Raw genomic sequence first — 21,075 nt, 5'->3', positions numbered from 1 at the left:
GCTTCGGCAGGGCTCTTATTTGTTGTCGAGCAATCGTTTCAATTCGGCGATTCGGTCATGGCGCGGGATGAACGTACGAATCTCTTTCTCGCTGAACCCGATTTGAATCCGATTGTCGTCGACGACGATCGGACTCTTTAAGATTTGGGGGTGCGACGCCACAAAGCTGTACAGCTCACGGAGCGACATCTCGTCAAGTTGGTCCGCCGCTTGTTTGTACACGCTCTTTTGGACGGACAACAGGTCGGTCGTCCCGTTCTCGGTAAGGCGGAGCATGTCTTTGAACTCGGTGAACGACATCCCTTGATCGGTCAATTTCTTCTCGATGAATGGGATGTTCTGTTCGCGTAACCAATCAATCGTCTTACGGGAAGAACTGCAGCTTGTATGTGTGAATACGGTGACCGTCACGGCAACCACTTCTCCTTTACGTAAGTATGGACTTCTCTATTTTCTCTCATTCATACGTTTCGAACGCGAAATATGTTTCAAATCACATATACTTTTTATCGCCATCGGACGATTTGTCGTCAGTCAGTTCGGGTACATGACGAAAGAGACCATAACCGAGGAGGGATTTACATGTTTGATTACACGGTCAAGACAGACCAGACGGTCGAAGCGGTCGTCGAGAAGCTGAAAGCGACGCTCAAGGAAGAAGAGTTCGGAGTGCTCTGGGACTTTGATTTGAGCGAGACGCTCGAAGAGAAAGGCCAAGCGATCGACGGGGACTATCGCATCCTTGAAGTATGTAATCCGAAAGAAGCGAAGAAAGTCATCACGGCACATCGGGAAGGCGGCTATTTCCTGCCTTGTAAGCTCGCTGTCTTCACGAAAGACGGGGCGACCCATGTCGGGATGCCGAAGCCGACGAAACTGATCGAGCTGATTGAGGATGAGTCGCTTCAATCGATCGCCCACGACGTCGAGACGCGACTGACGCGTGCGATTGATCAAGCCGTATAATTGAATGAGCGAACCCGTCCATGAGAGTGGACGGGTTTTTCCTGTTCCTCCTTAAAGTCATATAATGGTAAAATTGGTACAAATAGATTTTAAGGGGCGGATGATTTGAAAAAGTTAGCCAGTGCACTCGTATTATCCATGGGCTTATTGGCCAGTTGCGGTGGGGAAAAGCCAGACGTCGTGAACTTGTCGTATGTCGATGCGCATTGGACCGTTAACAAGTATTCCTTAGAGCAACCGGAAGCCCTCGAATCGGTCGGTGAGACGTTACAGGCCTGTACCGGGGAATTGACGACTGAATTGAAGGGAGACTTGACGGTTTACGATACGGTCATCGCGAATCGCCATCAGATGACCGATACGGGAGATGAATATGCATATAAATCGGTGACGTACATCAAAGGCGATGAGCATTATGCACTTTGTCGCGATATGCTCTCGGAACGCTTTCAAGCCGAGGTCATTGAGTCATTCCCCCCATTCGTTGATACACAGAACGGGAAGCGAATTCAACGAAACCCTTTCATCAAACCTGCCGACGAAACTACTCAAGCAGAATTCCTCGATACGGATGGATTATTGGAGCCGAATAATGCTGTCGAACCTTTTCCTGATACCATCGTCACGTTCATACCGGCCTTCCACGGCGAGGTGGAATTGACCATTGGAGATCGACAACTCGCTTTCCCAGTGCTTATGTTCGACCCGATGATGGCACACATAGATGAGGTAAAAATCGCAATCGGATATCATCCCGATGAAAAGAAACCCTATGTTTTATTGATGCTCGCGGACCTCTATTTCACAATGAGTCCGCTAGATGAACTTATCGACCCGGTAAAAGGAGAACAGTCGTATGAAGAGTTGACAGTCAAACGACTGCCACTTCGTTCGGAACTATTACCCGACAAATCCTATCCATTGTATGAGTTCAATTATACCCGTGACGGGAAAGCGGTGACCGAAATCGCGACCATTACATATCGTGCCTCTGAACTGTTAACGATTTCTGAACAAAAGGCGCTCAAAGACAATCCGGAAGAGCAGTATATGCCGTCTGTGAGCGGTCCTCTGATTTATCTCCACCAACAACCATTCAATCACGAGTCAACCTTGACGTATCCGACCATTTTGCGTGCGGTAGGTAACGAGATGGACGACCTGATTCAAGCAATCGATTCGGCTGAGCCGACAAAGCGCACAGGCAATCAAGGAGACTATCGTTACCTCACAATCGTCGACGGGCTCAAAGGCCAAGAGTTCGTGGTGACGTATAAACAGCGATCGAAGAAGCTGGATATCTACGTGACCGACCGATCAACCGAAGAGACATATAAACTGACGAGCGAAGGGGCCGAGACGTTCTTGTCTTACTTCCCTGATTTGAAGAAGAAATGAGTGGAATCAACATGAAGAAACGAGCGTTGATGGCGTTGTCACTGTTATGGTTGACGGCAGGCTGCTCGGAAGACGTGGACGTCGTCCGCTATGGCCATATCGAGGAGCACTGGCAAGCCGAACGGGTTACGATAAACAGTCAAGAGCCGGAAGTAAATGCCGAAACAATTTTGAACCAATGTGAAGACAAAGAACGATTGGCCGAACTAGACGAAGAGACGTTCTCGGTGCTCGGGATGGCGTATGCGACCCGGGCCCCGTTTATAACTGAAGATTATGATGGATATGCCTTCGACGAAGTGACATATGTTGAAGGGGATGCGGTCTATGCGCTCTGTAGGTCGCATCAAATGGATGGGATACCAGGGTACCAAGCCGTCGAGCTCGAGGCACGGCCGTCTTTCTTAAAAGACGAAGTTGGTACTGAAGTCTCGTTCCTTCCGACCGTCCATGTCGCGACGGAGAACGAGCGGGCCTCGCTACATGAGCCGGACGCCTTCTACGAGAATGGACAAGACATCGAGCCGTATCCGGTCACGCTCATGAGGATGTCCCCCGGATTTAACGGCACGGTCGAGATTGGGATTGGAGAATGGGGCTTCTTTAACCCATCCTTCGACTTTTCGCCGAACCTCAGACAGTTTGATGTGTTCATCGCACTAGGGCGGGATACGGAGACGAACCTGCCTCATCTGCTCATGTCCTATGGCGGGGACGGGGCTCGCTACTCTTCATCCATTCTTCAAGATACCGACCTGCTCAATGGGGCAGACAGTCTGACCTTCCGTCGGGTATTCGAAGGTGGAACGATGGAACCGTCGAAACAAATTCCGCTTTACGATATTACGGTCGAGGTGGACGGACAGATGGTGACGAAGACCTTGTGGATGCGGTTCAAACCGATCCCGTTGCTCAGTGATTCTACCGAGTTAGAGAAGGTTTCGATTGCTTACCTCCATAAGTATCCGTACCACCGTGAAGTCCCGCTCCCTTATCCGGACGCCGTCAGCGTGAGTGGCGAGGCGTATGATCGATTGGTCGAAGCCATCGAGACCGCGCGCCCGTCGACGAAGAGCGGTGAAACGGAAGATTATAAGTATTTGACGCTATTGCGTGGAAATCTTGGGCAACAGTTCGAGGTCAGCTACCAGCAACGTTCGAAAAAAGTCGATGTCTATGTGAAAGACGTGAAGACCGGGGAAGTGTTCAAACTGTCGAGCGTCGGGGCGGAGACGTTCCAAGAACTGTACCCGCAAGCTTTCGAATGAACAGATTGGACGTGAATCAGGGAGGGATGCGCTGTTGAAACGCATGTTAGCTGGATATGTCATCTGCGCGGGACTGTTGCTTGGAGGTTGTGCCAGTAGCGAGGAAGACGTGGATCCGTCTCGTATCGAGTACCAAACGATACATACTGATGGGGACTACGGGTCGACACGCACCATTACCGACGCTGAGACGAATGCCGAGCTTGACCGAACGACCGAAGAAATCAAATGGGAAGACCAGCCCGTCCCAATCGATCGTGACCCGGATGTAAAAGCGACGTTCGTGTTCACGCCGGACGATGCGCCCGAACGTTCGCTCGACTTCGGAATCTGGTTCGATGAGCGGATGATCGGCGGTATCGAGCCGCAGGACAGCCGGGGTGAACTCACGGCCGACCAAGTCACGCTGTTCAAATCAATATTCGATGACCAGGAATGATAGGGGACCCGTGCATGGCACGGGTCCTTTGTTCATGGACTTAGCAGTGAACCAACTGGAAAACACTTCAAATTCAAGATATTGACTCGATTTCAAAAACCGACGCTATTCAGGACTTTTCACACAGGGTACACTAGAATTCCGCTACATTCCAGGAATAAAGCACTAAAGGAAATCGAGAAAAGAAGGTAGGAATAATCGGAATGGAACTGACAAAGACCGCTAGCCTCTCATCCCCTGACGTGCTCCGTGCCCTCGAGGCCAACGTGGCGATGATCCGATTCGACCGTCAACGACGCGTCGTCGATGTGAACGACCTCTTCGCCAAGGCAATGAAATATAAACGTGACGAAATGATCGGGATGCACCATCACTTGTTCTGCACGCCAAGTTTCGTCAGCAGCCCGGATTATCAAGCGTTTTGGAACAAGCTGTTCGACGGTTTCAGTTCGGCCGACAAGATTGAGCGCATCGACGCCCGTGGCGATTCGATTTGGCTCGAGGCCACCTATATGCCGATCTATGAACAGGACGAAGTCGTCGGCGTCGTCAAAATCGCCTCCGACATCACGAGTCGCCAACAGACGATCGAAGAATACGCGCGCTCATTTCGTGACATGGCAGAAAACCTCGACACCCGGGCCCAACGCGGCATGGAAGAGAGTCAACAGTTGAAACAGACGATCGAACGCCTTGATGCGGACTCGAATCAGAACTTGAAGACGCTCGCAAACTTGCAAGAGCAGGCGGGCAAGATCACGAAAATCGCCAGTACGATCAAAGAGATTGCCGCCCAGACGAACCTGTTGTCGCTCAACGCCGCCATCGAGGCCGCACGGGCAGGTGAGCACGGTCTCGGCTTCAACGTCGTTGCGACCGAGGTGCGGAACCTGTCACGTCTCGTCGAACGCGCCGTCATCGAAGTTCGCTCGAACACGGATGGGATGAACAAAGAGCTCGTCTCGATCGTCGACGGTGTATCCCGCTCCAGTGCAGACATTCAAGAGAGTGTGCGCATCATGGAACAGACACTCGAGCGGTTCGAGCATATCGAACAGTCGGCCGAATCGCTGAACGGGACAGCCGAGCGGTTCACCTCCGCCATCTAAAAAAACCAATCGGACATGCCTCCTGAAAAGGGACACGTTCAATTGGTTTTTTTGATTTGCAGCGTATGGCCATGCTGTTTCAACCAGGCCATCGCGCCGGCGACGTCTGGATACACTGACGCTAGCTTCGACCAGAACGCTTTCGAGTGGTCGAAATGAACGAGATGGGTCCATTCGTGGGCGATGACATAGTCCATGACGTCCCGCGGGGCGAGCATGAGCCGGACGTTGATCGAGATCGTCCCGGTCGAACTGCATGACCCCCAGCGCGTCTTTTGGTGGCCGATGCGGATTCGGCTCGCCTTCACACCGAGCTGACGTTCATAGTGGGGCGCCCGATTCGTGACGTAGGCGAGAGCCCGCTCGCGGAGCCAAGCTTCGTGCGCTTTCCGAAGCGATGACTCGTCCCATGCAGCGGGACAGTGAAAGTTTTCGCCGTCGAAACGGAACCTTGTCTCGGTATCACGTTTGACGAGCGGGAACGTCTCTCCGTGCAAAAGCAGTCTGTCGGCTGGTAAGATGTCACGCTTCGGCAATGCGGCGAGGCGATCTTCGATCCAGCCGGCATGCTCCGTTAAAATCGTCTCGACGACCCGGTCCGGGAGCCTAGCTGGAATCCGCAGCTCGATTCCGTCCGGCGTCACGAAGAAAGCCGCCCGTTTCCGGCGTTTATGGCGGATGACGGTCACGTCCATCAGGTTCACCTCCTTGTAGTATCTCGGTCGATTATAGCCGACGTGCCCCGAATCCGCCATCGTTTTGCGGACTCGGACGTCCGTTTTTTGTTACAGTAGGAGTAGGAGGGATGAACATGAAATCAATCTTACATCAATCGCTTGACCGGACCGGAACGGATTCGGTGAAATGGGACGGGCTCGACCGCTGGTTCCATTTGAAAGATGACGTCTTGCCGCTTTGGGTGGCGGACATCGATATCCGCACGGCCCCGTCCATCTCAGAGGCGCTCACGGCGCGGGCCGCGACAGGCGAGTTCGGATACACATTATTCTCTAGAGAGGCGCAAGCGGCCGTGAGTTCATGGTACGACCGCCGTCACGGGCTCAACGTCGATGCCAATCACGTCTTGTTCTCGAGTGGAGTCGTACCGGGATTGACGCATATCGTCGAGGCGTTGACGGAGGAAGGGGATGGGGTCGTCATCCAGTCGCCCGTCTATCCGCCATTTCATGAACTGGTCACCGGGTTGAAACGGGAGTTGCTCGACGCCCCGCTTCGTCAAGTCGATGGTCGCTACGAGATGGACTTCGATGCGCTCGAGACACAGATGCGCAAGGCGAAGCTGTTCTTGCTCTGCTCGCCGCACAACCCGGTCGGACGGGTATGGACCGAGTCCGAGCTGAAGCAAGTCGTCGAGCTGGCACGTCGCCATGACGTCATCCTCGTCACTGATGAGATCCATGCTGATTTGACGTACCCGTCACAACGGCACACTGCCCTCCATCGACTCGATGACTCGGTCATCACGGTGAGTGCGCCGTCGAAGGCGTTTAATATCGCTGGACTGTTCGCTTCTTACATCATCTGTCCGGATGATGCGATGCGTAAACGAATCATCCAAGTCCAGAACAAACATCACGTCCTGCCGACACCGTTCGCGAACACGGCCATCATTGCCGCCTACACGGATTCGCGCGCCGAGCGTTGGCTTGACCAGTTGACGGCCGAACTCGAAGAGCAGGCGACGTACCTCGTCGAGCGGCTCCAGGAAGAACTACCACAATTGAAGACGTTCATGCCCGAGGCGAGTTATCTCCTCTGGATCGACTTCGCGGGGCTCGGTCTTGAACCGGAAGCGCGGAAGAAGTGGCTGCACGAGCAGGTCCGTCTGTTCTTGTCACCAGGCCTCCCGTTCGGTGCGTCAGGGACGACGTTCGAACGGCTCAATTTCGGGACGGCACGACCGGTGCTTGACGAGGCACTCAAGCGCCTGACAGAACACGCCGGTGGAAAGGCGTTTGTATGAATCAAGAAACGGGAAAAATTTCACAATGAGCCACAAAGCTGACATGGCAACGGAAAGCGAGTGAATGCGATGGAGACGATCAATTGGAAAAAGAAGATGGAAGAACAACTGAGGCGTAGCGGATTCACGTTACAGGTCGAGAACATGGCCAACCTTGGTCTGACGGAGATTCATGCATCTTCGTCCCCGTTGATCTCGTATCCGCTCCGGATTCGGCTTTATGTGCGTATGGGATGGCTCATGTGCACCGTCGATGCGACCTCGGTCGACCGGAACGAGGACCATCCGCTGTTCGAGCGCATGATCGCCGCCGTGTTCGAGCGCATCGTCCGCCATCTGTATCACGCCTATGACTTCCATGTTTTGACGTACATCGGTAACACGGGCAACTATATCGCACCGAAGGACTCGGAGACCGGGGAAATCGTCCGTTTGCTCGCACAACTGTGGACCGACCGCTCCTACCTTCACCTGGAGACGTATGAAGAGTATCCGGCATTATACGTGACGCCGCCATGGGCGCATCAAGCCTACGCGTTTGAGAGCACCGAAGACGAATGGATTGTCTATGCGGGCCGGAGCGGCCGTCCGGCGACGGACTATCGCGCCGACGGGACCGAACTCAAACCACATCGCCTGGCGGAGGGGGACTTGTTCTTCCCGGTGCACCGGATTCAGAAAGACCGAGGCACGCTCGCGCTCGCCGAATGGTTACGGCTCGAGCGTCGGGAGGTCGAGGATTTCATGCTCGCCTTCATGAAGACGATCCAAAAGTTCGATCCAGCCTTCGGATTTTCTTGGGGTGGGGTGGACACGTTCTTTCACGGGGTACCGGTCGAGCCATACGCGCAAGTACTCCGGCTGGAGAGCGGGAAACGACGTTATCGGGTCATGAACAACTCGGCGAAGCGATTGTTCGCGATGGCTGACGATCCGCTCGAATGTTTGAAAGAAGTCGAACAGACGTTACGGACGGTCCGATTACCGGAACAACGCGTCTCGGCACTCGGGCAGCTCGTCATGGGCATTTGGCAACAGTTCGAAGCCGACGAGACGACGTATATCCAAGAAGTCGCCTATCGCGGCATCTCGCAGTTCCAAATCGAAGAAAAAATTGGTCATGCCTTGGCGAACCGGCAACGAATTCGCTGGATCGAGAAGGCCGACCCTCGCCAGTCTGTCATCGAATTCGCCCATCTGCGGATTTCATTCCCGAAACGACCACCCGGTATCGTCACCGTCGAACCGGTCGAATCTTCTTATGAGAGAGGTGCGCTATGAGAATCGTTGATGCACGTGCCATGTCAATCAGCCATGAGGACTTGATCGCGGTCACCGAGACGTCCGTCTATTACCGCGAAAAGTCGGGTGAGACAAGTTTCTCGATCTTCCGCTATGACGAAGAAGACGGTTCCGTCACTCCGGTCGGCCGTCGTGTGTATGAAGACTACGGGATCTCGAAGCTGTTCGTCAGTAAGGACCGCGTCTATTTCTTGAACGAGACACCGGACCGGACCGGGGTCGTCCGAACGGAACTGATCGCCTTCGATTACCGCTCTGGACAGGAGGTTGTGCTCGCGACATTCGAGAAGCGAGGCAACAGTACGCTCTATTGGGTACTTGCCGATCGTTACTTCCTGTTCTTGACGAGTTTCGGGGATGCGGACGAGGCATGGTTGTATGATGCCGAGACGTCGTTCCAAGAACGGATCCGTGATGAACGGCTCGTCGGCCATGCCGGTAAGTTCCGCGAGCTGTATCTGTTCACGACCGAGCTGGACGGGGTCCCTTATATCGTCTGTAACGCCCGATTGGACGAGTTCGCCTATTACGAGGCGCTCGAGGACGGACGGGTCTCGCCAGACGATGCGATCGACCACTCCGAAGCGATCCTCATCTGTTCGCTCGACGAGGCGGTCGAGGCTATCCGGGACCGACAAGGGGAGATCCCATTCGAGGACTTGATTCGGCTCCATGGGGAAGGGGACACGGTCCAATATCTCGGGGAACGGGACGCGAAACTGCGGTTCTCTGCGTTCGTCGATGCAGCGAATGAGGAGACGATTTATGAGTTGGCGGCACCGGACGTGCTCCGGGAGGTCACGGTCGTCGACTGGGGGGCCTATGAACCGATCGACTTTACGTATGATGATGTCAGTTCGACGGTCTTTATCAAAGTCGAGGAATCGGAAGATCACACCGAACTGATTGACGCGACGACCGGTGCCCGCTTCCTCGATACGGCTCCGTTCGAGCGCGTACTCGCTTCGTCCTATTTCATCCATGAATCGGCTGAAGGAGGGGGCGGCGTGAGCATCTTCAACCTCGAGACGAACGAACGTCAAACGTTCGAGGACGCCTACTATACAGTGCTCGATGAGACGATTGTCATCCTCTCGACAAAACAGTTATGACAAAAACACCCGAACCTATCCTGTTGATAGATTCGGGTGTTTTATTTTGGTTTACATAATAAGTTATCGTAAACAGGTTAACGCTTGTTTTTTCTTCTCGTCACCGATATGGGCATATACTTGCGTCGTCGCCACCGACTCGTGTCCGAGCAGTTGTTGGATCGTCAAGACGTCGACCCCGCTCATGGCGAGACGAGAGGCGAACGTGTGTCGCAATTTATGCGGCGTGACCTGCTTGTGCGTCAAAAATGGCAGATATGGCTTCAGACGGTCGATGTGCCCTTTCAACGCGTGCTGCACCGTGCGGACCGAGATCCGTTTGCCTTTCTCGGAGCAGAACAAGGGACCTGCGCCTTGACCACGATATCCGTCGAGGAGCGGCTCGAGCGGGGAGGCGATCGGGATGACGCGTTCCTTGTTCCCTTTCCCGATGACACGGATCGTCCCGTTCTCTCGGTCGATGTCGTTCCAATCAAGGCCGACAAGTTCGGAGACACGCATCCCGGTCAACCCGAGCAGTTGGATCATCAGGAAGTCCCGGTCCCGATTGCGTTCGTACCAGCTCGCTTCGCGGTCGGACATGCCGACGTTGCTGCGGACGAGCGTCGAGAAGTCGAGCCATTCCTGTTCGGTCAAATAGACCGGGTTGCGCTTGGCGCGCTTCGGTCGCTCGACGGCCTGGAACGGGTTGTGCGCCGTGATGCCCCTCTCGATCAGATGATTGAACAGCGACTGCATCGACGACAGTTTGCGATTGATCACGCTCGGTGCGTTGTCGAGCTCGAGGGCGAGGTACGTCGCGTACGCCTCGGCCCCGGCATGGTCGAACTCGACGAACGATTCGATTTCGACCGATGACGGGTCGACCTCGGATGCACTCGCGGTCTCGACCCAGCGGAAGAAATCCAAAAAATCATACAGATAGCGCTGCGCGGTCTGCTCTGAGTAGTGTTTGGCGGCCAAGTGGTTCAAGAACCGTTGGATGAAGCCCGGCATGCGTTCATAGCCGCTCAAGTTGAAACGTCTCGTGTCGACTTTCGTCGGTGATTGGCCGAGCTGGCGGAATATACTCAAAAAATCGCTCCTCGCTTAATGATGGATTGACGTGACGATGCGGTCTTTCCCGGCCTGTTTCCCGGCCCGGAGCCGGTCGTCCGCCTCTTTGACGAGCGTGTCGACAGGCTTGAACCCACGGTGTGTCGTGACACCGAATGTCATTGTCACGCTGAGCCGTCGTCCCTCATAAATCGTCTCGAGAGATTTGATTTGCTGTCTCAGGTGGTCGATTGCTTGCGCCGCCTCGTCCTCTGACTGGTCCGTCAAGAACAAAAGAAATTCCTCGCCGCCCCAACGGACGGCAACGCCGTCGGTCCGCGTGAGTGCAGAGGCGACTTGTTTGAGCACAAGGTCGCCGCAGTCGTGGCCATGCCGTTCATTGAACGACTTGAAATGGTCGATGTCGGCCAAGACGACCGCATACGGGCGTCCCGACAAGACCGCTTCACGGATCGCCTCTTCGATTAAACGGTATCCGGTCGTGCGATTATAGAGACCGGTCAGACCGTCCCGCGAGGCGAGGGTATGTAGCCGTTCGTTCGTCTGTTCGAGTTCGGACGTCACCTCGACGACCGCCCCTTCGAAGATGAATGACAGCCCGGCGATCAAGGCGATGGTCGCGAGTAAACACGTCACCCCGATGACTTGCTCGAGGGTCGGGCCGAGCGGCGATGTCCCGTCCGTCACGTTCACATATAAATAGCCATAGATGCCCATGGCGAGCATCGTCGAGGCGATTCGGATGGCCCGGCTCACGTTCGGCATGAAGAACACGCCATAGGCGACCGTGAGGATGAAGTAGTGGACGTTCGCGCCCCAGCCGAGGACGATTGTCGAGATGATGGCGTTATAGACGACCTCGACGAAGAGACCAATGAAGAACGTCCGATAATATCGTTTATGTACAAAATAAAAAGACAATGTGTAATAAAGAACGCTGAGTACGTTCGACCAGGCAAGGACGGTTACGTCAAGTCGCCAAAACGTGATTAAGAACACGACATGGATGAGCCAAGCGAACACGTTCCCATAAAAAGTGATGCGGTAATTATATAGTGTACCGCGACGTTCCTCATAGGCTGTTCCCACGCGAACACCTCCTTTTTTCAGTATACCGAACCCATCCTCATTTGCCCATGCCTATCCAACAATCGATTAAAACCGACACGCACAAACGCCTTTAAATCGTGCATATAATTGCGTGAAATAGATATTTCACGCAATGTTCGTTCAAGCGTCATTTCCAAGTGAGTCACACATCGACCCGGGAAACCATAAAAATACGCCTTATAATATGGTTTACATAATAAGTTATGGTGAACCAATTGATTTGTTTTAAAAATTTGAAAGAGTTACAGTTGTATGATAAAAGAAAATAAAGCTTGAAACGGTGATTCAGGTAAAGGTACACTGAGTACGTAAACAAAAGGGGGATTTCAGGATGGACGATCAACGTTTGAAACAATGGCTCACCGAGGCGAAGACGATTGCTGTCGTCGGCGTGTCAGCCAACCCGAACAAGACCGCAAACCAAATCGCAGACTATCTGCTGTTACAAGGTTACACGGTCATCCCTGTCAATCCGACGCTCGAGACGTGGAACGGACGTAAAGTCTATCCGACGGTCGAGAGCATCCCGGGACGCGTCGATATCGTCGACGTCTTCCGACGCAATGAGTATTTGGCCGGCGTGGCCGAAGATGCGGTCCGACATGGGGATGTCGGTCTCGTCTTCAACCAGCTCGGGCTCACCAGCCCGGACGCCGAGCGAATCGCTCGCGATGCCGGACTCGACTACATCGAAAATCGATGCATCTATGTCGAGCACGCCCGCCTTCTCGGTTAAGACCTACCTCCTTGGTAGGTCTCCTTTTTTTCACGAGCCTTGCTCGCGGGGAGGCTTGCCAGAATCCAAAAACAGCTATACAATAGGATAGAAAAACGAACGTGTGTTCGAAATTGAGGTGACGAAGATGTCAACAGATCTATTTAATTACAATGAAGACGCCATTCAGGTGCTCGAAGGACTGACTGCTGTCCGGAAACGTCCGGGGATGTATATCGGTTCGACCGACCATCGCGGGTTGCACCATCTCGTCTATGAGATCGTCGATAACGCGATCGATGAGGCGCTCGCCGGATTCGGTGGCCAAATCGATGTGACCATCCATAAAGATGATGCCATCACGGTACGTGACCACGGGCGCGGCATGCCGACGGGGATGCACGCTTCTGGCAAACCGACGCCGGAGGTCATTTTCACCGTCCTCCACGCCGGCGGGAAGTTCGGCCAAGGCGGCTATAAGACGTCGGGTGGACTCCACGGGGTCGGTGCCTCGGTCGTGAACGCACTATCGAGCAAGGTGCTCGTCACGATTTATCGCGACGGCAAGGTGTTCGAGCAGACGTTTGCCGATGGCGGGATTCCGCAGACGACACTCCTCGAGACTGGCAAGACGCGCCAGACGGGGACGAGCGTCTACTTCAAACCGGATGCCTCGATCTTCTCGACGACGACATACAACTACGACACGCTCGCCGAACGTCTCCGTGAATCAGCCTTCCTATTAAAAGGATTGACGATCACGCTGACGGACGAGCGCTCTGCCAAAGAAGAGACGTTCCATTACGAGGAAGGGATCGCCGAATTCGTCCAATATTTGAACGACGATAAGGCGACGCTTCATCCGATCGTCTATTTCGAAGGGACAGAGAACGATATCGAGCTAGAGCTCGCCTTCCAGTTCACGGACGCCTATTCTGAGAACGTCCTCTCGTTCGTCAACAACGTCCGGACTCGTGACGGCGGCACGCACGAGGTCGGCGCCAAGACGGCGATGACCCGCATCGTGAACGAGTATGCCCGTAAGAACGGATTGTTGAAAGAAAAAGATAAGAACCTTGACGGCGGTGACGTCCGCGAAGGCTTGACACTCATCGTCTCGGTACGGATCCCGGAAGAGTTCCTCCAGTTCGAGGGGCAGACGAAATCGAAACTCGGTTCGCCCGAGGCCCGTACGAGCGCTGATGGTGTCATGGCCAAACAACTGACGATCTTCCTCGAGGAGAACCCGCAGATGGCGACGATGCTCATCAAGAAGGCGATCCGCGCCGCCCAGGCCCGCGAAGCCGCCCGGAAAGCCCGGGAAGAGGCGCGCAACGGCAAGAAGAAGAAACGTTCGAGCATCTTGAACGGGAAACTGACGCCGGCGACGTCGAAGAACGCCGCCAAGAACGAACTGTTCCTCGTCGAGGGTGACTCGGCCGGCGGTTCGGCCAAACAGGGCCGCGACCGGACGTTCCAGGCCATCCTGCCGCTGCGCGGGAAGGTCATCAACTCGGAGAAGTCGAAACTCCAGGACATCATGAAAAATGAGGAGATCAACACGATCATCCACGCGATCGGGGCTGGGGTCGGCCACGACTTCGACCTTGAAGACTGCAATTTCGACAAGATCATCATCATGACCGATGCCGATACAGACGGGGCCCACATCCAAGTGCTCCTGTTGACGTTCTTCTTCCGCTATATGCGTCCGCTCGTCGAGGCCGGCAAAGTGTTCGTCGCCTTGCCGCCGCTCTATCGGATTTCGAAAGGGAAAGGCAAGTCGGAACAGTTCGAGTACGCCTGGGACGAAGAGGCGCTCGAGAAGCTCGTCAAAGTGTATAAGAAGGGTTATATCCTCCAGCGCTACAAAGGTCTCGGGGAGATGAACGCCGACCAGCTATGGGAGACGACGATGAACCCCGACACACGGACGCTCATCCGCGTCACGGTCGACGACGCTGCCGTCGCCGACAAGCGTGTCTCGGTGCTCATGGGAGACAATGTCGCCCATCGCCGTGAATGGATCGAGGAGAACGTCGCCTTCGGCCTCCAGGAAGATGATTCAATCATCGCCAATGAACACGTGACTAAAGCGATTGAGGAAGTGATGTAACGATGTCGACGATTCAACATATTTTAAACTTGTCGCTCGAACAGGTCGTCGGTGACCGCTTCGGGCGTTACTCGAAATATATCATCCAGGACCGGGCCCTCCCGGACGCGCGCGACGGGCTCAAACCCGTTCAACGCCGCATCCTGTATGCGATGCACCATGAAGGCAACACGAACGAGAAACCGTACCGCAAATCGGCCAAGACGGTCGGTAACGTCATCGGTAACTATCACCCGCACGGTGACAGTTCCGTCTATGAGGCGATGGTACGCCTATCGCAGGACTGGAAGTTGCGTTACCCGCTCATCGACATGCACGGGAACAACGGCTCGATGGACGGCGACTCGGCCGCCGCGATGCGGTATACCGAGGCCCGTCTGTCGAAGATTGCCGGCGTCATGCTGACATCGATCTCGAAGAATACGGTCGACTATACGCCGAACTTCGACGATTCGACCGAAGAGCCGCTCGTCTTGCCGTCACTCCTCCCGAACCTGCTCATGAACGGGACGACGGGGATCTCTGCCGGTTATGCGACCGAGATTCCGCCGCACAACTTGACCGAGGTGCTCAATCTCGCCATCGCCCGCTTGAAAGGTGAGGTCGAGACGACGAATGACGCATTCCGTTATATGCAAGGACCTGACTTCCCGTCTGGCGGGATCGTCATGGGCAAAGACGGCATCTTGAAGGCGTTCGAGACCGGAAAAGGCAAGGTCATCATCCGTGCCAAATCGGTCATCGAGCCACTTAAGGGCGGCCGTGAACAGATCACCATCACCGAACTCCCGTATGAGGTGAACAAGGCGAACCTCGTCAAGAAGATGGAAGAGCTCCGTCTCGACCGCAAAGTCGAAGGTGTCGCCGAAGTCCGTGACGAGACCGACCGGACCGGCGTCCGCGTCGTCATCGAATTGAAGAAGGAAGCCGATGCGGAAGGTGTGCTCCATTTCTTCTTGAAGCATACCGATTTGCAACTCGCCTACAACTACAACATGGTCTCCATCGTCAACCGGACACCGAAACAGATGGGTCTCTTGTCGATCATCGACGCGTACTTGAAGCACGTCGAAGAAGTCGTCACCCGTCGCACGACGTTCGAACTCGATCAGGCGAAGAAACGCGCCGAGATCGTCGACGCGCTCGAACAGGCCATCTCGGTCCTAGACGAGACGCTCGAACTCATCCGTTCGGCCAAAGACAAGTCCGAGGCGAAACAGAAGCTCATGGAGCGGTTCTCGTTCACGGACCGTCAAGCCGAAGCGGTCGTCATGCTCCAACTTTATCGGTTGACGAACACGGATATCGTCGAGCTCCAAAAAGAGGCGAAGGCGCTCCAAAAAGAGATTGCTCGCCTCGCCAACATCTTGAACGTCGACGCGACGAAACGGAAGCTCATCTCGAAAGAGTTGACCGCGCTCCGTCACGAGTTCGGCGACGCACGGCGCTCGGTCATCGAATCGGAAGTCGAAGAGTTGAAACTGAAGACAGAGGTCATGATCGCCGTCGAAGAGACGATGGTGTTCGTCAGCCGCGACGGGTACGTCAAACGTTCATCGATGCGCTCATATGGCGCCTCGAGCGACGAGATGCCGGAGATGAAGCAGAAAGACCGTCCCGTCCTCGTCACCCAGGCGATGACGACGGACCACTTGCTCGTCTGGACGAACAAAGGCAGTTACTTGCTCATCCCGGTCCATCAGATTCCAGAGTCGAAATGGAAAGACGCCGGTCAGCATGTGGCCAACCTCGTGCCGATCGAAGGCGAACAAGTCGTCTCGGCCGATGTCGTCTCGACGTTCGACACCGACGCGCACTGCCTGTTCGTCACGCGTGAAGGCATGGTCAAACGGACGCCGCTCCGTGACTATGACGCCCAACGCAAGTCGAAAGCGCTCATGGCGCTCAAGTTAAAAGGTGACGACGAGGTCGTCTTCGCGGGCATCAGTGACGGACCAGGACAACTGTTCCTCGTCTCTGAGCGCGGCTATGGCCTCTGGTTCAAAGAAGACGATGTTCCAGTCGTCGGCCAACGTGCCGCCGGCGTCAAAGCGATGAACTTGAAAGATGGCGATGTGGTCGCCGATGCCTTCGCCTTCTTCACACCGCCACTGTTCGTCCTCGTGACGCAACGTGGAGCGGTCAAGAAGATGAAGCTCGAGGATCAGTTCGACTGCACGAACCGCAACTTGCGCGGGACGATGCTCATCCGCGAAGTCAAATCGAAACCGCACCAGATTCGTCGTGTGCTCCCGGTGCATGACGATGAAACGCTCCACATCATCGGGAAAGAGAAAGCGAAGACGGTCAAGACGAAGCAATTGACGCTCTTGGACCGCTACGCCAACGGCTCGTTCGTGTTTGATGAAGAGACGTTCGGAGAGATTGAGGATGTGTACCTCGATTGAGATCGAACTAAAGAAAACCCTGTACCAGAGACGATTGTCTTTGATACAGGGTTTTCTTATGAATTCAAAGCTCCGCCTTTATCAGATAGCGCTCCAAATCGGCCTGTTGGCGCAAATGATGACGGCTATGCATCTCGATAAGGTCGTACCATTCCTGGGCGTTCAGCCAACCGAAACCGCCATGCCGGGCTTTGACGTCAGGGTTTGCCGCGCGGGCGAGCGGTTCAATTCGGTTCAAGCGTCCAGATAACTCGTCGATTCGTCGTTCGAGCGTCTCGCGCTTGTCAGTATTGTTCGGGGGTTGGTTCATCTCATCAGGTAAGCGGATTTTGACCGTTGGGAAACCACCCATCCGGAACAATCGTTCACCGAACTCGGTCTTCCCGAGCGGTTGTTCTTCAGTGGAAGCGAGACACCGTTCAATCTCGTCCGCATATTCCTCGGCCACCACGATGATATGGTCGTACATCTGCCCGATTGACCAAACGTCTGCTGCTGCCTGATAACGGAGCTGCCGCTCGGTATAGCCGTCCAAGTCTGCTTTGAACTGGGATAACAGTGAAATCGGCATGTCCAACCTCCTTCGATTTGATTCTCTATCCAGTATAACACGGGGGCATCAGCTGATTTTTTCAACTCCATGTCACATTAGTTTCTCTTAGGAGCGGGTATTTCTAAAAGGAACAACGATCCCTTTTGGCGAATGGGACAGGAGGACAAATCATGGGGGGATACGTATGTCACAGGCTGGCTTGACGTTTACGAAAGACGAGTTCGATCGAGAACGTTACCTCGAACTCCAACGAATCGCGACCGAGATGTTCGAGCAACAATCTAATCTTGCTTTGCATGAAATCACCGAATTGACCCACGTCGATGGTTATCCGACACCGAAGCTCGACGTCCGAGGCGTCGTCTTCAAGGATGACGCAGTGTTACTCGTCAAGGAAAGGTCAGACGGACTTTGGACGCTTCCGGGTGGCTTTTGTGAGATCGGACTGTCCCCGGCAGAGAACATCATCAAAGAGATCGAGGAAGAGGCCGGTTTCGATGTCGCACCGATTCGGCTGCTTGCTTTGTTCGACATGCATCATCACGACCATCCGCCGTTGTCGCAGCATTACTATAAACTGTTTATCGAATGCGAGTTGATTGGTGGAGAGGCGCAAATTAGTCATGAGACGAGCGAGGTTGCGTTCTTTACACGAGACGCCTTACCACCTTTGTCACTTGCGCGGAACACGCGAGAGCAGCTCTATATGTGTTTTGAGGCCCGTTGGCAAGAAGATTGGACCGCGTTATTCGATTAAGGGGAGGGGATTCCATGAAAGTCACACGTTTTGATCACGTCCATCAACTGACGTTTTTCGCACCCATCTTACCCATCAACGTCCAACTGATTGAACGTGAGCTCGGGCTTGTCTTGATCGATACAGGGCTCGCGCAGAACGCGGAAGCAATTTTATCGTATATCGAGACATTCGAACGCCCGCTTCTCGCTATCTTGTTGACGCATGCCCATGGGGATCATGTCGGCAGTGTCGATACGATTTTGAAAGCCCATCCTCATGCCGAGCTGTACGTCTCGAGGCGCGATGCCCGTCTCCTTGAAGGGGACCGGACGACAGACCCGGACGAGCGGGCTCTCAAACTGAAAGGCTCTCTCCCGAAAATCCACTCTTTGCCGGATAAATTGCTTGATCCAGGTGAGCGGCTGTTCGGCTTACGGGTCTATCCGGCAGCGGGTCATACCCCTGGTTCGATTGCTTTTTTCGATGAAAAGGAGCGGATTTTGTTTGCGGGAGATGCATTTCAGACGCGTGGGGGAGTCGCCGTGGCAGGGGACGTTCGTCCGTTGTTCCCGTTGCCGGGTATCGCGACATGGGATAAGCGTGCAGCGTTAGAGCAGGCGGAGAAGTTGATCGATCTCGCACCGCAACGTACGTTCGTCGGCCATGGGCAACCAGTCGCCGGGACACATCGGCTCTATTTGGCACTGAAGCGGGCGAAACGCAAGCAAGCACGTCTATTTTTACGATAATCCGGGGGTGCTCACAGGTGGAATTACGCGAGATTCAGACGACAGATTATCAACTGGCCGAGCAGATGCTTGAGATTCAACGAAACGCTTATGCGGTCGAGGCCGAGCTGATCGGATTTGATGAGATTCCGGCACGTTATGAGACGGTCGAGGTGATTCAGAATCTGCCCGGTACGAGCTACGGTTTGTATAACGATGGGCGGCTGATCGGCTTTATCACGATTGAAGCGGCTGAGAACACGGTCGAGGTCACAAAACTGTGCATCGATCCTCGATATTTCAGGGCGAGACTTGCGACGGCGTTGCTCGAACACGTGCTCAGCTTGCACGAGGACAAACTCGTCTATGTGCACACCGGCAAACATAACGGACCAGCCAAAAAACTGTACACGAAGCTCGGGTTCGAACCGAGTGCCGAGTTTGAACCCGAACCGGGCGTCACATTGATCCGTTTTACGCGAACTTGAATCCCTTTCGGCAAATTTCACATTCCGTCTCACTACTTTAAGTATACTAAAGAATTGAGACGGAGTTTTATTTTTACTGATAATATATGTTATGTTAACTAAGGGAAAAGTTAAGAAAATCGATGCCAGATATGAGGTCTCTCCTCTCGAAAAAAAATCAGAATATCTTGTACCAATACAACGTCATATCGATGTTCGGATTGCCGGTCTGTTTGAGCGTATCGATACCTCCGAGTGCGAACCCTTCTTTCGCATAAAATCGACACGCGATCACGTTATCGTTCTGCGCTTCGAGCGACAATCCAAGCAACGAGTGCTCGATTGCCCACGTCTCTGCAACTTGTATCAGCAAATGGCCAATCCCGCTGTGTCGATAGCTATTACGGACCGCGATGTTCTCGATATACGCAAAACGGTTCCAATCTTTCACCACACGGATCTGTCCGATACATGTCGTCTCGTCGAATGCCAAGAATACTTGTTTGTCCTCACTGTTGATGTATTCATGCCAGTCCAGTGAATCGTTCGGGAAGCTCGTCACACGGGCTTTCTCATATAACTGTTCCTCGTACGTCCAAACCCCGTCACAAAAGCTCGGAATGATTTTCCCGAGGATTGGAAACGGTTCGTTTGCTTCGCTCACGACGTTGATAGACTCCTCATTCAACGCTTGAATCGAGATGTCTAGTGCATCTTCCATTGCAGCATTCTCCTTTCGATATGTCATGACCGCTCTTACATCGTCTCACCAGACTAGCCATACAGTGATGGTTATGAAATCAGGATTGGCGGCTCTGTTGATATCACTTCGACCACATCATTTGATGTCAGGAACACGTAATGTTGAATATCATAAACCGTTTCGTAAATGTTCTCCGACTCTTCAGCTAACCATTTTAAATAGCTGGAATCGCTCACTTTAAAGAGTGTCCAGTCGCTAAAAAAATCAGGGTCATAATGTTTATATAAATGCTTTAGCGTTTTGAAAAGCGTTCCTTCGTCTGTATTTCGATACGATTGCACAAGTCCGTCAAACAAGAACGTATAGGTGTTCTCATCCGCATCCATAAACACGAGTCTTAATCCGTCTTTGTCATCAATTAGCGCCTGCAGTTCCAGCTTAGCCGGTATCTCTGGGTTAACGGCCCATCTTTCCCATTTCTCCACGTGTATCTCCTTCTTCTACTCTCATTATCTCTACATTACATACCCATCGAGAATAGGGCCATGAAATTCCAAAGTGACAATCCTAGTGGAATGAGCGACAGGATGGTCACCCATCTTTTCTTTGTAAATAGTCCAATCAATAGTGTAATTAAGCCTATTGCTAAAACGATGATCATGGTCATAAAGGTCATGGTTGGTCCATCTCCCGTAGCTAGATTATTGTAACTGGTTTTTAAGATGACTTCTAATCATTCACAACTCATCTTTTATATGATTTGCTAGATTGCTATGAAACTCCTCTTTCTGTTTGATACATCATGGCCAACATCGACGATTCCTTAACTCAACTTCATTCATTGTTGGACAAAGTCCCTTTCCCATCCGCACAACTATTTATATACATGTCCACAACTGTTT

21 protein-coding genes are annotated in these 21,075 nt (G+C 53.5%); 14 read left to right on the top strand and 7 right to left on the bottom strand.

From position 1 onward, the window contains the following. Positions 1–15 precede the first annotated feature (15 nt). Positions 16–411, bottom strand: a complete 396-nt coding sequence (locus KNP60_RS11445) for a Spx/MgsR family RNA polymerase-binding regulatory protein (protein WP_021067479.1) — start codon at positions 409–411, stop codon at positions 16–18. A gap of 171 nt (positions 412–582) precedes the next feature. Between KNP60_RS11445 and KNP60_RS11440 the strand changes: the two genes are divergently transcribed. From KNP60_RS11440 to KNP60_RS11420, 5 genes are all read left to right on the top strand, one after another. Next, positions 583–966, top strand: coding sequence for a DUF302 domain-containing protein (locus KNP60_RS11440; protein WP_034777646.1), 384 nt, complete (start codon positions 583–585; stop codon positions 964–966). A gap of 105 nt (positions 967–1,071) precedes the next feature. Beyond that, positions 1,072–2,364 carry a hypothetical protein gene (locus KNP60_RS11435; RefSeq protein ID WP_214797513.1) on the top strand — a complete coding sequence of 431 codons (1,293 nt, stop codon included), beginning with the start codon at positions 1,072–1,074 and terminating at the stop codon, positions 2,362–2,364. Positions 2,365–2,375: 11 nt separating this feature from the next. Beyond that, the gene (locus KNP60_RS11430; protein ID WP_214797512.1) at positions 2,376–3,632 is read left to right on the top strand and encodes a hypothetical protein; all 1,257 of its coding nucleotides are present in this window, start codon (positions 2,376–2,378) and stop codon (positions 3,630–3,632) included. Positions 3,633–3,666: 34 nt separating this feature from the next. Continuing rightward, positions 3,667–4,071, top strand: coding sequence for a hypothetical protein (locus tag KNP60_RS11425; protein ID WP_214797511.1), 405 nt, complete (start codon positions 3,667–3,669; stop codon positions 4,069–4,071). Between the two features lie 203 nt (positions 4,072–4,274). Beyond that, positions 4,275–5,180: a methyl-accepting chemotaxis protein gene (locus KNP60_RS11420; RefSeq protein WP_214797510.1), complete on the top strand. Its 906-nt coding sequence runs from the start codon at positions 4,275–4,277 to the stop codon at positions 5,178–5,180. A gap of 38 nt (positions 5,181–5,218) precedes the next feature. Here the strand turns inward: KNP60_RS11420 and KNP60_RS11415 are convergent, their stop codons facing one another. After that, positions 5,219–5,875 (bottom strand): M48 family metallopeptidase, encoded by a 657-nt coding sequence (locus KNP60_RS11415; RefSeq protein WP_214753283.1) that lies wholly within the window; start codon positions 5,873–5,875, stop codon positions 5,219–5,221. 116 nt (positions 5,876–5,991) lie between these two features. On the opposite strand from KNP60_RS11415, the gene KNP60_RS11410 reads away from it, so the two are divergent. From KNP60_RS11410 to KNP60_RS11400, 3 genes are all read left to right on the top strand, one after another. After that, entirely contained in the window at positions 5,992–7,164 is a 1,173-nt protein-coding gene (locus tag KNP60_RS11410; RefSeq protein ID WP_214797509.1) for a MalY/PatB family protein, read from the top strand. Positions 7,165–7,233: 69 nt separating this feature from the next. After that, positions 7,234–8,445 (top strand): hypothetical protein, encoded by a 1,212-nt coding sequence (locus KNP60_RS11405; protein ID WP_214797508.1) that lies wholly within the window; start codon positions 7,234–7,236, stop codon positions 8,443–8,445. Beyond that, positions 8,442–9,578 carry a hypothetical protein gene (locus KNP60_RS11400; protein ID WP_214797507.1) on the top strand — a complete coding sequence of 379 codons (1,137 nt, stop codon included), beginning with the start codon at positions 8,442–8,444 and terminating at the stop codon, positions 9,576–9,578. The genes KNP60_RS11405 and KNP60_RS11400 overlap by 4 nt, the downstream gene beginning before the upstream one ends. Positions 9,579–9,641: 63 nt before the next feature. Here the strand turns inward: KNP60_RS11400 and KNP60_RS11395 are convergent, their stop codons facing one another. Both KNP60_RS11395 and KNP60_RS15645 read right to left on the bottom strand, forming a co-directional pair. Continuing rightward, complete coding sequence (locus KNP60_RS11395; protein ID WP_214797506.1) at positions 9,642–10,652, bottom strand: tyrosine-type recombinase/integrase; 1,011 nt, start codon at positions 10,650–10,652, stop codon at positions 9,642–9,644. A 15-nt stretch (positions 10,653–10,667) separates the two neighbouring features. Continuing rightward, on the bottom strand, positions 10,668–11,723 hold the full coding sequence (locus KNP60_RS15645; protein WP_214797505.1) for a GGDEF domain-containing protein: 1,056 nt from the start codon (positions 11,721–11,723) through the stop codon (positions 10,668–10,670). Positions 11,724–12,075: 352 nt separating this feature from the next. Between KNP60_RS15645 and KNP60_RS11385 the strand changes: the two genes are divergently transcribed. From KNP60_RS11385 to parC, 3 genes are all read left to right on the top strand, one after another. Then, positions 12,076–12,480 (top strand): CoA-binding protein, encoded by a 405-nt coding sequence (locus tag KNP60_RS11385; RefSeq protein ID WP_138859418.1) that lies wholly within the window; start codon positions 12,076–12,078, stop codon positions 12,478–12,480. 127 nt (positions 12,481–12,607) lie between these two features. Beyond that, positions 12,608–14,575, top strand: coding sequence for a DNA topoisomerase IV subunit B (parE, locus tag KNP60_RS11380; protein WP_214753285.1), 1,968 nt, complete (start codon positions 12,608–12,610; stop codon positions 14,573–14,575). 2 nt (positions 14,576–14,577) lie between these two features. Next, positions 14,578–16,983, top strand: coding sequence for a DNA topoisomerase IV subunit A (parC, locus tag KNP60_RS11375; protein ID WP_214797504.1), 2,406 nt, complete (start codon positions 14,578–14,580; stop codon positions 16,981–16,983). Between the two features lie 64 nt (positions 16,984–17,047). Here the strand turns inward: parC and KNP60_RS11370 are convergent, their stop codons facing one another. Continuing rightward, positions 17,048–17,554, bottom strand: coding sequence for a DinB family protein (locus KNP60_RS11370; RefSeq protein ID WP_214797503.1), 507 nt, complete (start codon positions 17,552–17,554; stop codon positions 17,048–17,050). A 166-nt stretch (positions 17,555–17,720) separates the two neighbouring features. On the opposite strand from KNP60_RS11370, the gene KNP60_RS11365 reads away from it, so the two are divergent. Genes KNP60_RS11365 through KNP60_RS11355 form a run of 3 tightly spaced genes read left to right on the top strand, consistent with a single transcriptional unit; the run spans position 17,721 to position 19,491 of the window. Then, a complete protein-coding gene (locus KNP60_RS11365; RefSeq protein ID WP_214797502.1) occupies positions 17,721–18,293 on the top strand; it encodes an NUDIX hydrolase in 573 nt (190 codons plus the stop codon). A gap of 14 nt (positions 18,294–18,307) precedes the next feature. Beyond that, positions 18,308–19,024, top strand: coding sequence for an MBL fold metallo-hydrolase (locus KNP60_RS11360; protein ID WP_214797501.1), 717 nt, complete (start codon positions 18,308–18,310; stop codon positions 19,022–19,024). Positions 19,025–19,041: 17 nt separating this feature from the next. Then, positions 19,042–19,491, top strand: a complete 450-nt coding sequence (locus KNP60_RS11355; protein ID WP_214797500.1) for a GNAT family N-acetyltransferase — start codon at positions 19,042–19,044, stop codon at positions 19,489–19,491. Positions 19,492–19,648: 157 nt separating this feature from the next. Here the strand turns inward: KNP60_RS11355 and KNP60_RS11350 are convergent, their stop codons facing one another. After that, positions 19,649–20,191: a GNAT family N-acetyltransferase gene (locus KNP60_RS11350; RefSeq protein ID WP_214797499.1), complete on the bottom strand. Its 543-nt coding sequence runs from the start codon at positions 20,189–20,191 to the stop codon at positions 19,649–19,651. 71 nt (positions 20,192–20,262) lie between these two features. Beyond that, complete coding sequence (locus KNP60_RS11345) at positions 20,263–20,658, bottom strand: hypothetical protein (RefSeq protein ID WP_214797498.1); 396 nt, start codon at positions 20,656–20,658, stop codon at positions 20,263–20,265. Between the last annotated feature and the right edge of the window lie 417 nt (positions 20,659–21,075).

Source organism: Exiguobacterium sp. s5 (assembly GCF_018618075.1).
In the GTDB taxonomy this organism is placed as follows: domain Bacteria; phylum Bacillota; class Bacilli; order Exiguobacteriales; family Exiguobacteriaceae; genus Exiguobacterium; species Exiguobacterium mexicanum_A.
This window is presented reverse-complemented; position numbering and strand designations above follow the sequence as displayed.

What these genes read in the sequence shown, in the direction of transcription:
- KNP60_RS11440 (WP_034777646.1), top strand. Translation starts at nt 583, where the DNA reads ATGTTTGATTACACGGTCAAGACAGACCAGACGGTCGAAGCGGTCGTC.
- KNP60_RS11430 (WP_214797512.1), top strand. Translation starts at nt 2,376, where the DNA reads ATGAAGAAACGAGCGTTGATGGCGTTGTCACTGTTATGGTTGACGGCA.
- KNP60_RS11420 (WP_214797510.1), top strand. Translation starts at nt 4,275, where the DNA reads ATGGAACTGACAAAGACCGCTAGCCTCTCATCCCCTGACGTGCTCCGT.
- KNP60_RS11415 (WP_214753283.1), bottom strand. Translation starts at nt 5,875, where the DNA reads ATGGACGTGACCGTCATCCGCCATAAACGCCGGAAACGGGCGGCTTTC.
- KNP60_RS11410 (WP_214797509.1), top strand. Translation starts at nt 5,992, where the DNA reads ATGAAATCAATCTTACATCAATCGCTTGACCGGACCGGAACGGATTCG.
- KNP60_RS11405 (WP_214797508.1), top strand. Translation starts at nt 7,234, where the DNA reads ATGGAGACGATCAATTGGAAAAAGAAGATGGAAGAACAACTGAGGCGT.
- KNP60_RS11400 (WP_214797507.1), top strand. Translation starts at nt 8,442, where the DNA reads ATGAGAATCGTTGATGCACGTGCCATGTCAATCAGCCATGAGGACTTG.
- KNP60_RS11385 (WP_138859418.1), top strand. Translation starts at nt 12,076, where the DNA reads ATGGACGATCAACGTTTGAAACAATGGCTCACCGAGGCGAAGACGATT.
- parE (WP_214753285.1), top strand. Translation starts at nt 12,608, where the DNA reads ATGTCAACAGATCTATTTAATTACAATGAAGACGCCATTCAGGTGCTC.
- parC (WP_214797504.1), top strand. Translation starts at nt 14,578, where the DNA reads ATGTCGACGATTCAACATATTTTAAACTTGTCGCTCGAACAGGTCGTC.
- KNP60_RS11370 (WP_214797503.1), bottom strand. Translation starts at nt 17,554, where the DNA reads ATGCCGATTTCACTGTTATCCCAGTTCAAAGCAGACTTGGACGGCTAT.
- KNP60_RS11365 (WP_214797502.1), top strand. Translation starts at nt 17,721, where the DNA reads ATGTCACAGGCTGGCTTGACGTTTACGAAAGACGAGTTCGATCGAGAA.
- KNP60_RS11360 (WP_214797501.1), top strand. Translation starts at nt 18,308, where the DNA reads ATGAAAGTCACACGTTTTGATCACGTCCATCAACTGACGTTTTTCGCA.
- KNP60_RS11350 (WP_214797499.1), bottom strand. Translation starts at nt 20,191, where the DNA reads ATGGAAGATGCACTAGACATCTCGATTCAAGCGTTGAATGAGGAGTCT.